The organism is Streptomyces sp. NPDC097617 (assembly GCF_044761485.1).
Classification (GTDB): Bacteria; Actinomycetota; Actinomycetes; order Streptomycetales; family Streptomycetaceae; genus Streptomyces.
On record NZ_JBIWCL010000027.1, the window covers coordinates 41891 to 58175 of the forward strand.

Annotated in this window: 20 protein-coding genes and 1 tRNA gene; 9 read left to right on the forward strand and 12 right to left on the reverse strand. The window is 71.0% G+C overall.

Going from position 1 to position 16285, the window contains the following annotated elements; translation table 11 throughout:
- Positions 1-92: 92 nt before the first annotated feature.
- Complete coding sequence (locus ACIQZO_RS32720; RefSeq protein ID WP_403633264.1) at positions 93-836, forward strand: MerR family transcriptional regulator; 744 nt, start codon at positions 93-95, stop codon at positions 834-836.
- Here the strand turns inward: ACIQZO_RS32720 and ACIQZO_RS32725 are convergent.
- Positions 818-1621: an exodeoxyribonuclease III gene (locus tag ACIQZO_RS32725; protein ID WP_403633265.1), complete on the reverse strand. Its 804-nt coding sequence runs from the start codon at positions 1619-1621 to the stop codon at positions 818-820. The genes ACIQZO_RS32720 and ACIQZO_RS32725 overlap by 19 nt on opposite strands.
- Positions 1622-1659: 38 nt before the next feature.
- Between ACIQZO_RS32725 and ACIQZO_RS32730 the strand changes: the two genes are divergently transcribed.
- A complete protein-coding gene (locus tag ACIQZO_RS32730; RefSeq protein WP_403633268.1) occupies positions 1660-2157 on the forward strand; it encodes a GNAT family N-acetyltransferase in 498 nt (165 codons plus the stop codon).
- A 36-nt stretch (positions 2158-2193) separates the two neighbouring features.
- Here ACIQZO_RS32730 and ACIQZO_RS32735 read toward each other — a convergent pair whose 3' ends face one another.
- Entirely contained in the window at positions 2194-2943 is a 750-nt protein-coding gene (locus tag ACIQZO_RS32735) for a CoA transferase (protein ID WP_403633271.1), read from the reverse strand.
- A gap of 287 nt (positions 2944-3230) precedes the next feature.
- Between ACIQZO_RS32735 and ACIQZO_RS32740 the strand changes: the two genes are divergently transcribed.
- The 3 genes from ACIQZO_RS32740 to ACIQZO_RS32750 all read left to right on the forward strand — a co-directional run bounded on the left by ACIQZO_RS32740 (position 3231) and on the right by ACIQZO_RS32750 (position 5727).
- Positions 3231-4229, forward strand: a complete 999-nt coding sequence (locus ACIQZO_RS32740; protein WP_403633274.1) for a linear amide C-N hydrolase — start codon at positions 3231-3233, stop codon at positions 4227-4229.
- A gap of 347 nt (positions 4230-4576) precedes the next feature.
- Positions 4577-5434, forward strand: coding sequence for a YwqG family protein (locus ACIQZO_RS32745; protein WP_403633276.1), 858 nt, complete (start codon positions 4577-4579; stop codon positions 5432-5434).
- Between the two features lie 11 nt (positions 5435-5445).
- Complete coding sequence (locus tag ACIQZO_RS32750) at positions 5446-5727, forward strand: hypothetical protein (RefSeq protein WP_403633279.1); 282 nt, start codon at positions 5446-5448, stop codon at positions 5725-5727.
- 94 nt (positions 5728-5821) lie between these two features.
- On the opposite strand, the gene ACIQZO_RS32755 is transcribed toward ACIQZO_RS32750, so the two are convergent.
- Together ACIQZO_RS32755 and ACIQZO_RS32760 are read right to left on the reverse strand one after the other, a co-directional pair.
- A complete protein-coding gene (locus ACIQZO_RS32755) occupies positions 5822-6085 on the reverse strand; it encodes a S1 RNA-binding domain-containing protein (RefSeq protein ID WP_403633281.1) in 264 nt (87 codons plus the stop codon).
- 131 nt (positions 6086-6216) lie between these two features.
- Positions 6217-6513, reverse strand: a complete 297-nt coding sequence (locus ACIQZO_RS32760) for a S1 RNA-binding domain-containing protein (protein WP_403633284.1) — start codon at positions 6511-6513, stop codon at positions 6217-6219.
- Between the two features lie 217 nt (positions 6514-6730).
- Between ACIQZO_RS32760 and ACIQZO_RS32765 the strand changes: the two genes are divergently transcribed.
- A complete protein-coding gene (locus ACIQZO_RS32765) occupies positions 6731-7276 on the forward strand; it encodes a hypothetical protein (protein WP_403633286.1) in 546 nt (181 codons plus the stop codon).
- A gap of 198 nt (positions 7277-7474) precedes the next feature.
- Here the strand turns inward: ACIQZO_RS32765 and ACIQZO_RS32770 are convergent, their stop codons facing one another.
- Entirely contained in the window at positions 7475-7792 is a 318-nt protein-coding gene (locus ACIQZO_RS32770) for a helix-turn-helix domain-containing protein (protein ID WP_403633289.1), read from the reverse strand.
- 72 nt (positions 7793-7864) lie between these two features.
- Between ACIQZO_RS32770 and ACIQZO_RS32775 the strand changes: the two genes are divergently transcribed.
- From ACIQZO_RS32775 to ACIQZO_RS32785, 3 genes are read left to right on the forward strand one after another with little or no spacing between them, the layout of a single operon-like run.
- Positions 7865-8794 carry a hypothetical protein gene (locus tag ACIQZO_RS32775; protein ID WP_403633292.1) on the forward strand — a complete coding sequence of 310 codons (930 nt, stop codon included), beginning with the start codon at positions 7865-7867 and terminating at the stop codon, positions 8792-8794.
- Positions 8791-10179, forward strand: coding sequence for a hypothetical protein (locus ACIQZO_RS32780; RefSeq protein ID WP_403633294.1), 1389 nt, complete (start codon positions 8791-8793; stop codon positions 10177-10179). Before ACIQZO_RS32775 ends, ACIQZO_RS32780 begins: the two co-directional genes overlap by 4 nt.
- Positions 10160-10864, forward strand: coding sequence for a hypothetical protein (locus ACIQZO_RS32785; RefSeq protein ID WP_403633297.1), 705 nt, complete (start codon positions 10160-10162; stop codon positions 10862-10864). Before ACIQZO_RS32780 ends, ACIQZO_RS32785 begins: the two co-directional genes overlap by 20 nt.
- Here ACIQZO_RS32785 and ACIQZO_RS32790 read toward each other — a convergent pair.
- The 7 genes from ACIQZO_RS32790 to galU all read right to left on the reverse strand — a co-directional run bounded on the left by ACIQZO_RS32790 (position 10846) and on the right by galU (position 16242).
- Positions 10846-10919: transfer RNA gene (locus ACIQZO_RS32790), tRNA-Ala, on the reverse strand. The two genes, ACIQZO_RS32785 and ACIQZO_RS32790, sit on opposite strands and share 19 nt — an antisense overlap.
- Positions 10920-10997: 78 nt before the next feature.
- Entirely contained in the window at positions 10998-12020 is a 1023-nt protein-coding gene (locus ACIQZO_RS32795; RefSeq protein WP_403633299.1) for a hypothetical protein, read from the reverse strand.
- A gap of 178 nt (positions 12021-12198) precedes the next feature.
- Positions 12199-12807, reverse strand: a complete 609-nt coding sequence (locus tag ACIQZO_RS32800; RefSeq protein ID WP_403633302.1) for a GNAT family N-acetyltransferase — start codon at positions 12805-12807, stop codon at positions 12199-12201.
- A gap of 17 nt (positions 12808-12824) precedes the next feature.
- Positions 12825-13337 carry a molybdenum cofactor biosynthesis protein B gene (locus ACIQZO_RS32805; RefSeq protein WP_403633444.1) on the reverse strand — a complete coding sequence of 171 codons (513 nt, stop codon included), beginning with the start codon at positions 13335-13337 and terminating at the stop codon, positions 12825-12827.
- 89 nt (positions 13338-13426) lie between these two features.
- Positions 13427-13906 (reverse strand): cyclic pyranopterin monophosphate synthase MoaC, encoded by a 480-nt coding sequence (gene moaC / locus ACIQZO_RS32810; RefSeq protein ID WP_030012065.1) that lies wholly within the window; start codon positions 13904-13906, stop codon positions 13427-13429.
- Between the two features lie 73 nt (positions 13907-13979).
- Positions 13980-15335 (reverse strand): gephyrin-like molybdotransferase Glp, encoded by a 1356-nt coding sequence (gene glp / locus ACIQZO_RS32815; protein WP_403633305.1) that lies wholly within the window; start codon positions 15333-15335, stop codon positions 13980-13982.
- A gap of 4 nt (positions 15336-15339) precedes the next feature.
- Complete coding sequence (gene galU, locus ACIQZO_RS32820; RefSeq protein ID WP_403633308.1) at positions 15340-16242, reverse strand: UTP--glucose-1-phosphate uridylyltransferase GalU; 903 nt, start codon at positions 16240-16242, stop codon at positions 15340-15342.
- Positions 16243-16285: the final 43 nt, after the last annotated feature.

Genomic DNA, 16285 nt, shown 5'->3' on the forward strand with positions numbered 1-16285 from the left:
CACTGGCGCAATCGGGAGAGTAGAGCAGCCCCGTACTCATGGGTAGGGGTCGGACCCGGAAAGTTACTGCCGGTACGCCATAGGGTGCGTCCGTGGCGAAGGAAGAGACGCAAGCGAAGACGGTGCGCGAGTACCGCACGGAGGAGCTGGCCGAGGCGGCCGGCATCCCGGTCCGCACCCTGCGCTTCTACCGCGAACGCAAACTGCTCCCACCGCCCCGCCGCGAGGGGCGCATCGCCTGGTACGACGACCACCACCTGGCCCGGCTGCGCACCATCGCCGGCCTGCTGGAGCGCGGCCACACCCTCGGCGGCATCGCCGAGCTCACCGCCGCCTTCGAGAGCGGCCGCGACGTCGGCCAGCTCGGCGAGCTGCTCGGCATCGGCTGGTCCGAGGAGACCCCGGTCCGGCTCACCCCGGAGGCGCTCTCCGACTACTTCGAGGGCGAGGTCACCCCGGAGAACCTGGCGGCCTCCCTGGACCTCGGCTACCTCGCCGTCGACGGCGACGCGATCGTGCACGTCAGCCGCCGCCTGCTGGACGTCTCCTCGGCCCTGGTCCGCGAGGGCGTCCCGCTGGCGGCGGTGCTGGAGACCGGCCGGCGCGTCCGCGAGCACGCGGACGCGATGGCCCTGCTCTTCACCGAGCTCATATCGGCCCACATCGCACCCGACGCGCTCGCCCGGCTGCGCCCGCTGGCCAAGAGCGTGGTCGAGGCCGAGCTGACGATGGCGATGGACCGCCTGCTGGCCTCGGGCGGCGGCGCCGGCACGGCCGCCGGCACCGCGTCCGGATCCGGATCCGGATCCGGATCCGGTCAGGCACCCAGCTCGTAGACGACGGTCACGGGCGCGTGGTCGGACCAGCGCTCGGGGTGCGTCTCGGCCCGCTCCACGAAGGCCTTCACGGCCTTCGCCGCCAGCCCCGGGGTCGCCACCTGGAGGTCGATCCGCCAGCCGGCGTCGTTGTCGAAGGCCCGCCCGCGGTAGGACCACCACGAGTACGGCCCCTCGGTGTCCGGGTGCAGCTCCCGCACCACGTCGACGTAACCCGCGTCCGAGTACACCGCGCCGAGCCACTCCCGCTCCTCGGGGAGGAAGCCCGCGTTCTTGCGGTTCGTCTTCCAGTTCTTGAGGTCCGCCTCCTGGTGGCAGATGTTCCAGTCACCGCACACCACGACCTCCCGGCCGTCGGCGGCGGCCCGCTCCTTCAGCGCCGCCAGGTACGGCAGGAACTCCCCCATGAACCGGTACTTCTCGTCCTGCTTCTCCGTCCCGGCCTCGCCCGAGGGCAGGTAGAGGCTGGCCACGGTCACACCGGGCAGATCGATCTCCAGGTAGCGCCCGCTGCCGTCGAACTCCGCGCTGCCGAATCCGACCTGCACCCGCTCGGGCGCGCGCCGCGTGTAGAGCGCGACCCCGGCCCGCCCCTTGACGGCGGCCGGCGCGAAGACGGTGTGCCAGCCCGCGGGGGTCCGGACGTCCTCCGGGATCTGCCCCTCCTCGGCCCGCACCTCCTGGAGGCAGACCACATCGGCGTCGGATCCCTCGAGCCACGCCCCGAAGCCCTTCTTGGCGGCGGCGCGGATCCCATTCACATTCACGGAGGTCACAGTGAGCATCCCAGCACCATAGCGGGATGGTTCCGTACGATATTCGAATGTCTCACCGGATAGACCTCCGCACCGTGCCGTACGACCACCCGGACGCGGTCAAACTCAACGACCAGGTCCAGCTGGAGTACCAGGAGCGGTACGACGGTGAGGGCGACGCCACCCACCTCGACCCCGCGATGTTCGCCCCGCCGCAGGGCCTGTACCTGCTGGCCTACGACGCCACGGGCACCCCGGTCGCCAGCGGCGGCTGGCGCCGCCAGGACGAGAACGACGAGGGCTACGCGAACGGCGACGCAGAGCTCAAGCGCATGTACGTCGTCCCCGAGGCCCGCGGCCTGGGCCTGGCCCGCCGCATCCTGGCCACCCTGGAGGACGACGCCCGCGCGGCGGGCCGCCACCGCATGGTCCTGGAAACGGGCGACCAGCAGCCGGAGGCGATAGCCCTCTACCTCTCCTCGGGCTACACCCTGTCGACAAAGTTCGGCCACTACCGCTACCACGACTCCAGCCGCTGCATGACAAAACCCCTCACAAACGCCTGATCCGCCCCGCCGGCACTCGAGGCGCCCCTTCCAGCCTCAGGTGTCCGCGTACGCGTCGTCCGCCTCCGGCAGCCGCGGCGAGTCGATCCGCAGCACGTCCGCCCCCAGCAGCCCGAGCGTCCGCGTGGCGACGGGCCCGGCGATGACCCGGGTCAGATCCAGTACCCGCACCCCCGTGGCGGGCCGGCCGGCCGGCGCATCGCCGAGCGTCCGTCCCCGCGCCCCTGATACCCGTACGGGTTCCGTCAGCGGCTGCGGGCCCCCGTACTCCCGTGCCACGGCGACGGCGAGTCCGCCCTCCCCGTAGGCGAGTTCCTGCACCTCGACGGCCGTGCGCCGCACGACCGCGGCGTGCAGCGCCTCCGGCGTCGCCGACGACAGTCCCAGCGCCCGCACCAAGGCGGCTTCGTGGTGCGGGTAGTTGGCGTGCGTGCGCACCCACCCGTCGCTCGTGCGCCAGAAGCCGGACAGCGGCGCGAAGGCCACCGGGGTGCGCCCCTCGACCCGCAGGTGCCGCTCGCTGACGAACGCCGTCGCCACCGCGCCCTCGTCCACCACCGGCGGAGCCAGGTCCTGCCCGGCGCCTCCGGCCCGTACCGCAGCCAGCTCCGCCGCGGCCAGCCCGCACACCCCGACGGTCGCGCGCGCCAACTCACCTACCGGTACCGGCCCTTCGTTCAGGTCGCCGACTCCGCGGTAGCGCACCCGCCCGGCGAGCCCGGGCGCCCCGCCGAGGGCCTTCCAGGCCTGGGCCGTCCCGCTGTCCCGTTCCCCACTGGTCGTCATGGCGCAATCCTTCCCCCTGCCGCAGGAGCCGACATGTCCCCCACCCGGATCATGCGGCGCCGCGGCTCTGGAACCGCTGCGTCTGCGCCCACGATCCTGCGCCTCAGGGTCACGGCAACACCGACGAGGCCATCGCCGCCCGGGTCGGCATGAGCACGCACAGCGTCGCCCACCACGGCCGATCAGGGCCGATCAGGTTCTTTCGGCCCCGACCGGCCGGCGGGCCCCTCACCTGTGCGGTCCACCGGGGGATGATGCGTGCGGCTCACGCAGAGAGGGACTCACCCATGTGCACGCGCATCCTGTGGAACACCAGCGACCACGCCGTTCTCGCCGGCCGGACGATGGACTGGCCGGAGTCGACGGAGCCCGTCCTGACCGTCTTTCCCCGCGGGCTGGAACGCGACGGCGGCTCGCTCGCGGGCGAGACCGTCGTGGGCGAGAACCCCCTGCGGTGGACGAGCAGGTTCGCCAGCCTCGTGACGACCGTCTACGGCGCCGGAACGGCCGACGGCCTCAACGAAGCAGGCCTCGCCGCGCACATGCTGTACCTGGACAGCACCGACCTCGGCCCCCGCGACCCCGCCAGGCCGGGCCTCCAGGTCGCCCTGTGGATCCAGTACCTGCTGGACAGCGCAGCCACCGTGCGGGAGGCCTTGGACCTGCTCGACACCTGCCAGCTCGTGCCGGTCGAGATGCGCGGCTTCCGGGCCACGGTGCACGTGGCCCTGGAGGACTCCTCGGGGGACTCCGCGATCATCGAGTACATCGCGGGCCGACGGCAGGTGCACCACGACCGCAGCTACACGATCATGACGAACGAGCCCGCCTACGACGAACAGCTGCGCCTGCTGCGGGAACAGGTACGCATCGTCCAGGGGCTCGGCCACGACGAGCCCGGCAGCGAAGTCCCCCTGCCCGGAAACGTCAACGCCGTCGACCGCTTCCAGCGCGCCGCCTACTTCAGCGCCCTGCTGCCCGAACCGGCGGGCGACCGCCAGGCGGTCGCGGCCATCCTTGCGGTCACCCGCAACGCCTCGGTGCCCTTCGGCGCGCCGTACCGCGAGGGGAAGTTCCGGACCTACAACACCGAGTACCGCACCGTCTGCGACCTCACCAACGGGCGGTACTTCTTCGAACTGTCCACGAGCCCGAACCTGCTGTGGGCCGAACTCGCCCGCTTCGACCTATCCCCCGGCGCCCCCACCATGACCCTGCACCCCGAGGACATCGACCTGGTCGCAAACGTCTCGGACCGCTTCACCCCCTCACCCGCACCCTTCTGAGGCCGGCCGCCACCCGCCGCCCGCCGCCCGCCGTGCGCCCCGGCGCCTCCGACGGCCGAGGACCGCGAGAACCTGCCTGACGGACGATCAGTCCGCCGGCCGCCACCCCGAGCAGGTAACGAATCGACCCCGCAAACGCCGAAATCCCGCCCGGTCTTTCGACCGGACGGGATCTCTTGACGTTCACGAGAGCTACTCGCGAACTGTCGTTTGTGGGCTGTTCACGAGTACCGCTGACCTGAGCCAATACGACGCCTTGAAGATCGTTTCCCATTCGAAGGCTGATCGTTTCCCGCTGGCGGGGAGGGCCGGGTGGCCTGTCGGTGGTGTGGTGCATGATCGGGCGTATGACACATGGATCCTCCGGCGCCCTCCGCGATCTCGCTCTGCAGCACCTGCCCTCCGACGCGGCGGAGCAGTGGGTCGGCCTGCTACGCCCTGCGGTGCGCCTTGAGGTGGCCGTCGGGTCGGACGGAGTGATCGGCCGACTCGGTGGGCTGCCGAGGCTGCCGGACGATGTGGACTGGCCGACGTGGGAGGGGCACGGGCCGCTCTCATTCATCGCCTCGGTGGACTGCTCAGCACTACCCGTCGGTGGCCTCGACATCGACCTCCCGGCCGAGGGGACGCTGCTCTTCTTCTACTTTGACGGCCAGTTGGACGACGGCGAGGCCCTGGTCCTGGCGGAAGACCGCGACAGCTGGCCCGGTGCCCGCGTACTCCACGTGTCCGGCGGGTCCGAGCGGAAGGCGCCGGCAGAGCTGCAGCCGTACCGCGCGGTGCCCCTGACGGCACAGTTGGCGATGACGGCGGCCGAGCCGTGGCATCCGCAGATCCGCGACGCCTTCGCCCCGCAAGCCCCCCTTGGCCAGCGGTACGACCACCCGGTGTGTGAGCAGGAGTTCCTCGACGCGGTGTGGGACTTCGACGGCGAGGTGGGTCACCAGATCGGTGGCCACGCGCACTCGATACAGAACCCTGTGGAGATAGAGGTCGCCGAAGCGGTCCTGCACGGCGATACGTCGTGGGACGACCCGAGGCTGTCGGAGGAGGTTGGCCAGTGGTTGCTGCTGGCCCAGTTCGACAGCGAGGATGTCGCGGACATGATGTGGGGTGATTGCGGAGCTCTGTACTGGCTGATCCGCCCCCAGGATCTGGCCGAGCGCCGCTTCGACCGGGCCATGTTCACCTGGCAGTGCGGCTGAGGGAGATCGGAATGGAAGCTCGACAGGTCGCGGATCAATCGGAGAATCTGCGATTCCTTCTGAACGAGTGGGACCCCATCGGAGTCGCTGACCTCGTGCAAGACGAATACGACTGTCTGATCGGACCGTTGCTCGGCAGGCTGCACCGCGGTGCGAGCCGGGCAGAGGTCAGCGAGTATCTCTGGATCGAGGCGGAGGAGCACTTCGGGCTCGATCCCTTGGGCCTGGGAATCGACCTGACAGCTGACAAGCTCGTTGCCTGGTGGGCTGCCGTGAAGCTTCAGAACTCGTAGCCGCTCAGCCTGGCTCCCGCTCCCGCGTAGGGAGCGGGTGGCCGTGGGGGCTGCTGAGCTGGTGTGGAGGGGCCACCGCGGCCTCGGCTGATCTTCAGGTGGATCGCTTCCCGCCCGGCTGCAGATTACGGGTGGACAGGGTGATTCGGCGGCGCACGAGGTCGACTTCGGTGATCCCCACGGTGATCGCGTCGCCTTCGCTCACGATCTGGCCGGGGTGCTCGACGGGCTCGTTACGGAACTCGGTGTTGTGCACGAGGCCCTCGACGCCGTCGGCGATGCGGACGAAGGCTCCGAACGGGATCAGCTTGGTGACCTGCCCGGTCGTGACAATGCCTGCCTGGTCCGCGAAGGGCACGAGCGGGTCCTCTTGGAGAGCTTTCAGCGACAGCTGGACCTGCCCACGCCGGGTGTCTACGTCGATGATCTCGCCGATGACCCGCTGGCCAGCCGTGACGGCGTCTGCGGGATGGTCGATCCGCCGCCAGCTCAGTTCGGGGCCCCTGATGTGGAGGCCCGGACGCGCTCCTGCTGCCAGTCGACGGCTGTCACTTCGAAGGTGAGCCGCTGCCCGATGCTCACGGCTTCGGGTGGATGCCCGATCGCCCTGCGGTTCAGATCATCGCGAGGGATGCGACCCACCGCTTTCCCGGGACCAGGGAACCCGTCCAGTTCGACGAGTACCTCCAGGCCCTCAACGCTGATGACGCGGCCGGTGCGGACTTCGCCGGCCCGCAGCGTGTTCAGGAATCTCTTCAATGCCTCGCTCGAGTGGGGTTCGGTCACGCTCGTGGCCCTACGACGCAGAGGCCGTGCAGTGGCAAGGCCATTGCGGGCGCGAGTTGTCCGTCAGCTAAGGAGTGCGGACGCGAGGCGGGCGAGCGTGGTCGTTTGGGAGCATCTGCGGTCACCCTCTGCGATCTTGTTGCGGCTCGCCCTACGTTTGGCTGGGGCTTCCAGTGCCGCGAGGCCCCGATGCCGGCTGGGTGAAGGCAGGGCCGCGATGACGTCGCTCTTCGAGCGTCTTGACACGGAAGAAGCCATCGTGCGTGGGGAGTTGTCCACGCTTCGCGAGAAGATCGCGACTGCGGAGGAACGTCTGGCCCACCTGACGATCACACGGGAAACCCTGCGCTCCCTCACAGGCCATGCCGACACTGCCGATGACAGCGACGAACCTCAGCCGCAGGAGCAGGGATCAGCTGGCGGCGAGGACCCCGTGGATGCGTCGGCGTCCGAAGCCCCGCCCGACGACGTCGCGGATCCGGGTGGCCCGCCGGTCTCGTCGGGGCCGCTGGCGTTGGCGGTGGCCCGCGAGCGGATGCTGGTGCTGCTGGCGGGGGCCGGGCGGGCGATGAAGGCGCAGGACATTGCCGCGGCGATCGGCGAGGACGTCTCGGATACCTCGAACGGGCGGAGGACGGAGACGACCCGGTCGCGGTTGAAGGCGTTGGTCCGGGAGGGCCGGGTCGTTGAGGACCCTACGGCCTGGTTTGCGATCGCCCCGACCACTGGCAGCAACGTGGGGGACGGGGTCGCCATGGCGTGAGCACGGCCGCGAGCGTGCGGCATTCCAGGGGTGGCACCGCCGAGGGTTCAGCTCGGCGGTGCCGGGTTGCGTGACCGCCCAGCTGAGGGTGGCTTCCGCACGTCCGAGCGTAGTAGAGGCATTCTCCGCTCGGCGTCCGGAGCCACGAAGTTCGTTATGCCCGTTCGCTGTTTGGTGATTCCGGGCGCGGATCGAGGCTCAATGCGTTCTCTTCCGTTCGATATTGATGCTGTCCGGCCACAGTGTGGTGCCGGTGAAGTGGGTCAGGCGGGCGACGGTTGCCACGTCGGGCCAGGACCGTCCGGCCAGCAAGTCGGCGATGGCCTGGCGGTTGACGCCGGAGCCGGCTGCGGCTGCCCGCAGACTCAGCCCGTGGCCGTCGAGGGCCTGGGCGAGGGTTCGGGCGATCTGGCGGACCGCGTCGGCGGCCGGGTCGGCGCTGGCCTGCTCGGGCCAGGCTTTCGGATCCTGGGTGAGTTGCCGGGGGGAGCGTGCGCGGGCGCGTCCGCCGACCATGCGCGCACCACCTTGTCTGTTGAAGTTGATCAGTTGTGGAATGGCTGCTTGTCCAGCCGGTATGCATGGACTGTGGTCCTTGATCCCGTCACGTCCGCGAAGATCGCCCGGTATCGGCCGCGGGCCGCGCCGCCGCTCTGGGAGGAGGTCGCGCCGCTGGTCAGGTCGGTGGTCGTCGCGAGCGTGATGGCGGTTCCCTACGACGTGGAGAGGTTGCTGCACGTCACCGGCCGGCTGGCGTTGTGGGCCGAGGCGGCGGGGCTCGAGCGTTCTGCGGACGCGTGGTTGCGCAACGAGGTGATCGACGCGTTTGTTCTCTCGCGCGCCGGGGACATCGAAGCGTCGTCGGTGCGGACGTACCGGACGTGGCTGCTGCGAGTACGGGACGCGCTGGCCTGGAGCGAACGCGGTGAGGCGGCCCCGGCGCGGATGCACGCCGAGACAAGTCCGCACCAGCCCTACAGCGCGGCGGAGTTGGCGGGGCTGCGGCACTGGGCCGCTCATCTGCCCCGGCAGCAGAGGACCGATGCGCTGGCGCTGCTGGGTCTGGGTGCCGGTCTGGGACTGACGCCGCGGGAGGTGGCGGCCAGCCGGGGGCTGGATCTGCGGCGTCCCAGCAGGGAAGGGCCCCTGCTGCACCAAAGGGTCGACCGCCTGGTCCCGCTCGTGGCCCGGGCCGCCTGGGACTCGGTGCTGGGCGAGCTCGCCGACCTGGCTGGGGGCGGGTACTTGTTCCGGCCCCGGCGGACCGTCGAGTACTCCAAGAACCTGATCGGCTCCTGGTCCCTGATCCACCGGCCGCCCAAGGGCCTGCCGGCGGTGTCGGTGGGCCGGGCGCGGGCCACGTGGATCGTCGAGCTGATGCGCTCGCACATCGATCACCATCTGATCGCCCAGGCGGCCGGGCTCGCCTCGGCCGCATCCCTGGCCCGCTGGCAGCATCTGGTCCCTCCCGTCGACGTCACGACCGCCGTACGGCTCCTGCGCGGACCCGAAAGGTGAGCAAGCCCCGAGCCTGGCGGAGTCCGGAGGAGATCAGGAAGTGCCGGCCGCGGCCGGTCACGGACGCGCCGTTCGAGATCCCGGACTCGAAGGTCGGCCAGCTCGATGCTCTCCTGCACGGCTCCAGGGTGCTGGAGTTGATCGATACCGAGCTGGCGGGCCGCCCCGGTCCGGACGGGCTGCCGGTGCGAACAGTGCTCGTGGGACTGCTGCTGTCTTTGCACTACCACCGCAGCGCGAGCCTCGCGGACGTCTGCCGCGTTCTCCTGGACGAATTGCGGGCCCCTGCCCGGGGCTGGCTGGGGGTTCCGGATCCCGGCCCGCTTGACGATCACGGTCGGCACGCGTTCACCCGGTGCGTCTACCGGTCCTTCGACCGGTTGACCACTGCCCTGGACCCGTTCCGCTGTGACCGGCGCCGTCGGCTGCCCGCAGATGCGGCAGCGCTTGCTGTTGCGGCTTGGGAGGGCGTTGATGACGAGCGCGTGCGCCGAAGGGCCCTGTTGCAGGAGATCAGCGATCGCCTGGTCCTGACCACGGTCCGTCTCGCCCATCGCCGTGGCATGTTCAAGGGCTGGCGGGGCGACGTCGGCGTCGATACCACCCCGGTCCCCGCCTGGCACCGCCCGCCCAGCAGACGACGCAATCTCGCCTCCGTCGAGATCACGGCCGGCTGGCACTTCTGCGGGGGCTCCGACGAAGGGATCTTCGGGCACTCGGCCACCCTCCTCGTTGCCGCGAGCCGCCGGCACCCAACCGGCCACCCCCAGGCCGGGAAACGCGTGAGCGGGCACCCGCAGCTCGTGCTCGGCCTGGTCCTGGACACCCCCGGCAAGCGGATCGGACCGAACGCGATCCACGCCCTGACAAAGCTGGTCCCTTTCGGGTTCCCGGCCGGGATCCCGGCCTCCGACCGCGCCTACACCGACCAGATCTCCGAACACTTCGCCCAGCCCGCCCGCCGCCTGGGCTACCAGCTCGTCCTTGACTACAAGCAGGAGCATCGAGGCATTCAGGGCACCCACCAAGGTGCCCTGCTCGTCGACGGCTCCCTCGCCTGCCCCGCCATGCCCACCACCCTGGCCCAGGCCACCAACGGCCTCGACGACGATGCCGTACGCGGCATCGACGACAACGTCCAGCTCAGCGAGCAGATCACCGCACGTGAGCCCTACTTCCTCCGGCTCAAGGAGTCCGCGGACGAGCGCGGCGCGATCCGGCTCCAGTGCCCTGCCAGCGGGCCTTCGCCCGCCGTGGCCTGCCCCCGCTTCAACCAGGTCCACCAGATCCCCGCACCAACGGCCGGCCGCCGTCGACCTCACCAACCGGCGGGCCACCGCCGCACACACCGCGGCCAAGCCGACGGTGCCGATCCCCCCTGCTGAGCGCCTTCGGGCTCTGCCCAAGAAGGAACTGCTGAGGATCTGCCAGAAGCCCACGATCACCGTCCGCCCGGGTGACCTCGGCAAGCTCGACAAGTTCCGCCAGGATCGGCACTACCTCCACCCCACCTGGCAGGACGCCTACCGACCCGAGCGGGCGAACATCGAAGGCGTGAACGGGAGGCTCAAGAGCCACGGCATCAACATCGCTGACCCGAGCAAGCGGCTCGCCCACGGCCGGACCATCCTTCTCGCCTTGGTGATCTGCAGCGCCAACCTGCAGATGCTCCTCAGCTGGACCCAGACCACCGGCACCACAGGCATCAGTGGCATTGCCGATGCGATCACGGAGTTCGCGGGAACCGCTCCAGCCTCCATCACCGCGAACGGGATTCCTCCACCCGGCCGGTGGCTACGGACGGCACGAGTGCCTGACATCCCAGCACCACACACCGGGCTCACGCACGCCCAGCAGCAGCCCCGGCACCCTCCACGCACCCGAACCACCCCGAAATCCAGGCTGATCCCCCGCCAGGCGACCGCCCGAGGCCCCGCCCGAGTTCGGACATCACCTCGAACACACCCCACAAACGCCGAGATCCCGCCCAGCCTCTCGGCTGAACGGGATCTCGTGACGTTTCTTGAGAGCTACTCAAGAACAGCCGTTTGTGGACCTGTGGGGATTTGAACCCCAGACCCCCTCGATGCGAACGAGGTGCGCTACCAGACTGCGCCACAGGCCCTTGCGACGTGTGAAACATTAGCATCCCCGCGCGGGTGCTCCAAAACCGATATCCCGGAGCGTCCGCGCAGGTCATCGATCACTCGTTCGCGGCGCGCGGGCGGTCCTCGCCCTCGTACTGGTCGAACAGTGGGGTGCGTCCCCGGCCCTGACCGCGGGGGCGCGGGGTGGTCTGCGGCTTCGGGTCCGGCTTGGCCGGGCCGGGCTGGGCGCGCAGGCGGGGTTCCGTCGGCTCGGCCGTGCTGGAGCGGGTCGCGCTCCAGGCGTCCGGGGCCGCGGGGCCCGTGGCGCGGGGGGCCACCGGGGCCGTCACGTACGTGGGCAGCGGGACCGGGACCGGCTCCCAGCTGTCACCGCGGGCGGGGCCGCGCTCGCGCTCGCGCTGCTGGTCCACCCACTCGGCGTGGTCGGTCTGCTCGACCAGGGCGCGCCGTCCGGCCTCCTGCGGGGAGACCGGTGGCGCAGGGTCCGGTTCGCTGCCGGAGGCCGCCTCGGGCTCACGGCGGCTCGGGCGGTTCTCGCGCAGCTGCCGCGCGGCGGCCTCGGCGCGCCGCCGGTCCATCGTGAACTCGTAGCGCCGCCGCTCCTGCACCCGCAGGTGGACGATGTACGTGCTCAGCAGGAGGGCGGGCACAGCGGGCGCCCACAGGTAGCGCAGGCCGCCCACCGCGGCGACGACGGCGCCGAGGGTGAAGACCAGGAAGAGGAGCGCGGTCGTGCGCCGGCGGCGTGCGAGGGCCTGGAGGCGCTGTTCGCGCCGGGCCCGCTCCGCGCGCTGCTCCCGTTCGTGGGCGGCCGGTCTCGGCTCCGCCCTGGTCGGGGGCACGACAAAGGCCCGGGCGTCGGCGTCGACGGAATCAACCTTTTCCGTCGCGGCGTCCGGGTCCGCGTGGGGCTCCGCCTGCTCGTCTCCGCGCTCACGCAGCCCCTTGGCGTAACGGCGCTCCATTCCCGCCCGGCCGGAAAGCAGCCGAATGGCAGTGGAGAAGCGTTCCGTCGGACGGGCTTCGTTCAGCTCGTCCTGCCTCCGGAGCCACATGGGCACCAAGTAGGCGGCCCAGGCCCCGACAATGACTGCGTAGATGAGGCCGCTGCTGCTCACACTTCATACCGTAGAGGGGCGCGGCCGAGGGGATCGGCCAATTGAGCCGGTGTGTCGCGCGATCTCGCTGATATCACGGACTTTTTTTGTGATTCTTCGGATCAAGTTATGGGCGAATCGGTTACTCGAGGCCATTAATTCGAACAGATATTCGCTTAGCGCGTTCGGCCGTACCCCGCTATTTCGGCGGGGTCGGCGAGTGCCGCGCCCGGTGCCAGCGGCGCAGCAGCCCGTCGGGGACCTCTTCCACCGTGACCGCGTAGACGAGGTGGTCGCGCCAGGCCCCGTCGATGTGGAGGTACCGCGGGCGCAGTCCCTCCTCGCGCAGGCCCAGCTTCTCCACGACGCGCCGGCTCGGCGTGTTCTCGGGGCGGATGCACACCTCGATCCGGTGCAGGCCGACCTTCCCGAAGCAGTGGTCCACCGCCAGCGCGACCGCCGTCGGCATCACGCCGCGGCCCGCCACCTCGCGGTCCACCCAGTAGCCGATGTGGCCCGCGCACATCGAGCCCCAGGTGATCCCGGCGACCGTCAGCTGGCCCACGAGCCGGCCCTGGTACTCGATGACGAAGGGCAGCATCCGGCCCGCGTTCGCCTCCGCCCGCAGATGGCGGACCATCTGGCGGTACGTGGGCCGCTGGATCACCGGCCCCCACGGCGCGGGCGGCGGAATCGTGGCCTCCCACGGCCGGAGCCAGTCGCGGTTGCGCCGGTTGACCTCGCGCCAGGCCTTCTGGTCCCGCAGCTTTATCGGCCGGAGCGTGACATCGCCGTCCGACAGGACCACCGGCCAGGTCGGGCCGTTCAGTTCGTGCTCCCGGAGGGTGCCGCCGGTCTGGCGTGGTCGCCGCCCCGTATCTGGTCGACCGCGTGCGGCAGGACGCGGGACAGGACGGCGAGCCCGTCGCGCACCCCGCCCGTCGAGCCGGGGAGGTTCACGATCAGGGTGTGCCCGGCCACGCCGGCGAGGCCCCGGGACAGGGCCGCGGTCGCCACCTTCGCCAGGCCCTCGGCGCGGATGGCCTGCGGGATGCCCGGGATCTCGTAGTCCAGCACGCGCGCGGTGGCGTCCGGGGTGCGGTCGGTCGGCGAGATTCCGGTACCGCCCGTGGTCAGGATGACGTCGTACCCGGCGGCCACGCCCTCGCGCAGCGCCTGCTCCACCGGGTCGCCGTCCGGGACGACCCGCGGGCCGTCCACCGTGAAGCCGAGCCGCTCCAGCGCCTCGGCGAGCAGCGGCCCGCCCTTGTCGGCGTACACGCCCTGCGAGGCCCGGTTCGAGGCCGTCACGACCAGGGCCCGGACCGGCGGCCGCACGGGCGCCGCGGCCTCGCCCGAAGCCCCGGGGCCGTGGCTGGGGGTCGAGGTGTGGCTGTGGCTGTGCACCTCGCCGCCGCGCGGGGCGTTCACGAGCGCGCCCAGTCGCCGGACTTGCCGCCCGTCTTCTCCTCCACCCGGACGTCCGTGATGACCGCGCCCTTGTCGACCGCCTTCACCATGTCGATCACGGTGAGGCCGGCGACGGCGACGGCGGTCAGCGCCTCCATCTCGACGCCCGTACGGTCGGTGGTCTTCACGGTGGCGAGGATTTCGACCGCGTCGTCGGCGACCCGCAGGTCGACCTTCACGCCCGAGACGGCCAGCGGGTGACACAGCGGGATCAGGTCGGGGGTCTTCTTCGCCCCCATGATCCCGGCGATCCGTGCGGTGGCGAGGGCGTCGCCCTTGGGCACGCCCTCGCCGCGCAGCAGCTCGATCACCCGCGGAGCGACGAGTACGCGTCCGCTGGCCCGCGCCGTCCGGGTGGTGACGTCCTTCCCGGACACGTCGACCATCCGGGCCGCACCGGCCTCGTCGATGTGGGTGAGCCTGCTCTCGGTACTCATTGCTGCGCCGCTCCGCTCTGGGCCCCCGAGGAGCCTGTGTGGTGCGACACACGCTACCCGCACCGGCCGCACTTCAGCCGAGCAGGATCACTTCCAGCTCGCTCCCGGGCTCCACCGAGGTGACGTCCTCCGGTACGACCATCAGGGAGTCGGCGTGCGCCAGCGCGGCGATCAGGTGGGAGCCCGATCCGCCGACCGGGCTGACCGTGCCGCTCTGCGCGTCGTACTTGCCGCGCAGGAACTGGCGGCGGCCAGCCGGGGAGCCGAGCGCCTTGTCGGCCGTCAGTACCGCCCGCACGCTCGGCCGCCGCACCTGCGACTCCGGCAGCCCCATGAGGGCGCGGATCGCGGGGCGCACGAACAGCTCGAAGGAGACGTAGGAGGAGACCGGGTTGCCGGGCAGCGCCAGCAGCGGCGTGTGGTCCGGGCCGATCGAGCCGAAGCCCTGCGGCTTGCCGGGCTGCATGGCGAGCTTGCGGAAGTCCATCCGGCTGCCGTCGACGTCCTCACCCTCGTCGGACTGCCCCACCGAGGACAGCGCCTCCTTGACCACGTCGTACGCGCCGACGCTGACCCCGCCCGTGGTGACCAGCAGGTCGGCCCGGATCAGCTGGTCCTCGATGGTGGAGCGCAGGGTGTCGGCATCGTCCGCGACGGCGCCGACCCGGTAGGCGATGGCTCCGGCGTCCCGCGCGGCCGCGGCCAGCGCGAAGCTGTTGGAGTCGTAGATGGTGCCCGCGGTGAGTGCCTCGCCGGGCTGGACCAGCTCGCTGCCGGTGGACAGCACCACCACGCGGGGGCGCGGCCGCACCCGTACGGTGCCGCGTCCGATGGCGGCCAGCAGGGCGATCTGCGGCGGCCCGAGGACCGTGCCGGCCGCGAGCGCCAGGTCGCCGGCCTGTACGTCGCTGCCGCGCGCGCGGACGTACTCGCGCGCCGCGGCGGCGCGGTGCACCCGTACCTCGCCGCCCGCGTGCTCGGGGGCGGCGCTGGCCGGGGTCATTCCGGCGGCCGCGCCGCCGCCCGTGCCGCCGTCGGTCCACTCGACCGGTACGACGGCTTCCGCACCGGGCGGCAGCGGGGCGCCGGTCATGATCCGGGCAGCCTCACCGGGGCCCACGGTGGGCAGCTCACCGCTGCCCGCCGCGACGTCCCCGATCACCGTCAGCACCGCGGGGAACTCCTCACTCGCACCCTGGACGTCGGCCGTCCGGACGGCGTAGCCGTCCATCGAGCTGTTGTCGAAGGGCGGGAGGGCGACGGGCACGGTCACGTCCTCGACCAGGACACAGCCCTGGGCGTCCAGCAGTTGGAGCTCGATGGGCTCCAACGGCCGGACGGCCGAGAGGACGTCCGCGAGGTGCTCGTCCACGGACCACAGACGGTGGCCGCCCGCCAGTTGTGAATCCTGCGGTGCCGAACTGCTCAAGGTGCTACATCTCCTCCGTGACGTAACGGTGAAGCCAGGTGCGGAACTCGGGGCCCAGGTCCTCACGCTCGCACGCGAGGCGGACGATGGCCCGCAGGTAGTCGCCGCGGTCCCCGGTGTCGTAGCGACGGCCCCGGAAGATCACGCCGTGCACCGGACCGCCGACGCTCTCGTCGGCGGCCAGCTTCTGCAGGGCGTCGGTGAGCTGGATCTCCCCACCGCGGCCCGGCTCGGTCTCCCGCAGTATGTCGAAGATCGCGGGGTTGAGGACGTAGCGGCCGATAACCGCGTAATTGCTGGGGGCGTCCTCGGCGTCCGGCTTCTCGACGAGGCCGGTGATGCGGACCACGTTCTCCTCGTCCGTGGCCTCGACGGCGGCGCAGCCGTAGAGGTGGACGCTGGCCGGGTCGACCTCCATGAGCGCGATGACGGTGCCGCCGGTGCGGGCGTAAATGTCGGCCATCTGGCGCAGCAGCGGGTCGCGCGGGTCGATCAGGTCGTCACCGAGCAGGACAGCGAAGGGCTCGCGGCCGACGTGCGGCTCGGCGCACAGCACCGCGTGGCCCAGGCCCCGCGGGTCGCCCTGGCGGACGTAGTGCATGGTGGCCAGGTCGCTGGATTCCTGGACCTTCTTCAGGCGGTCGTCGTCGCCCTTGGCGATGAGGGCCGACTCCAGCTCGTAGTTCCGGTCGAAGTGGTCTTCCAGGGCACGCTTGTTACGCCCAGTGATCATGAGCACATCGTCGAGCCCGGCTCCCACGGCCTCCTCGACCACGTACTGGATGGCCGGCTTGTCCACCACCGGGAGCATTTCCTTCGGGGTCGCCTTGGTCGCCGGAAGGAAGCGAGTACCGAGGCCAGCGGCCGGAATCACGGCCTTCTTGATCACGGGGTGCAACATAGTCATGCCCCGAACGATAGTGGCTTCTGTCGAACGCCTGACGAGATCG

What these genes read in the sequence shown, in the direction of transcription:
- ACIQZO_RS32725 (WP_403633265.1), bottom strand. Translation starts at nt 1,621, where the DNA reads ATGCTCACTGTGACCTCCGTGAATGTGAATGGGATCCGCGCCGCCGCC.
- ACIQZO_RS32730 (WP_403633268.1), top strand. Translation starts at nt 1,660, where the DNA reads ATGTCTCACCGGATAGACCTCCGCACCGTGCCGTACGACCACCCGGAC.
- ACIQZO_RS32735 (WP_403633271.1), bottom strand. Translation starts at nt 2,943, where the DNA reads ATGACGACCAGTGGGGAACGGGACAGCGGGACGGCCCAGGCCTGGAAG.
- ACIQZO_RS32740 (WP_403633274.1), top strand. Translation starts at nt 3,231, where the DNA reads ATGTGCACGCGCATCCTGTGGAACACCAGCGACCACGCCGTTCTCGCC.
- ACIQZO_RS32745 (WP_403633276.1), top strand. Translation starts at nt 4,577, where the DNA reads ATGACACATGGATCCTCCGGCGCCCTCCGCGATCTCGCTCTGCAGCAC.
- ACIQZO_RS32750 (WP_403633279.1), top strand. Translation starts at nt 5,446, where the DNA reads ATGGAAGCTCGACAGGTCGCGGATCAATCGGAGAATCTGCGATTCCTT.
- ACIQZO_RS32765 (WP_403633286.1), top strand. Translation starts at nt 6,731, where the DNA reads ATGACGTCGCTCTTCGAGCGTCTTGACACGGAAGAAGCCATCGTGCGT.
- ACIQZO_RS32770 (WP_403633289.1), bottom strand. Translation starts at nt 7,792, where the DNA reads ATGGTCGGCGGACGCGCCCGCGCACGCTCCCCCCGGCAACTCACCCAG.
- moaC (WP_030012065.1), bottom strand. Translation starts at nt 13,906, where the DNA reads ATGAGTACCGAGAGCAGGCTCACCCACATCGACGAGGCCGGTGCGGCC.
- galU (WP_403633308.1), bottom strand. Translation starts at nt 16,242, where the DNA reads ATGACTATGTTGCACCCCGTGATCAAGAAGGCCGTGATTCCGGCCGCT.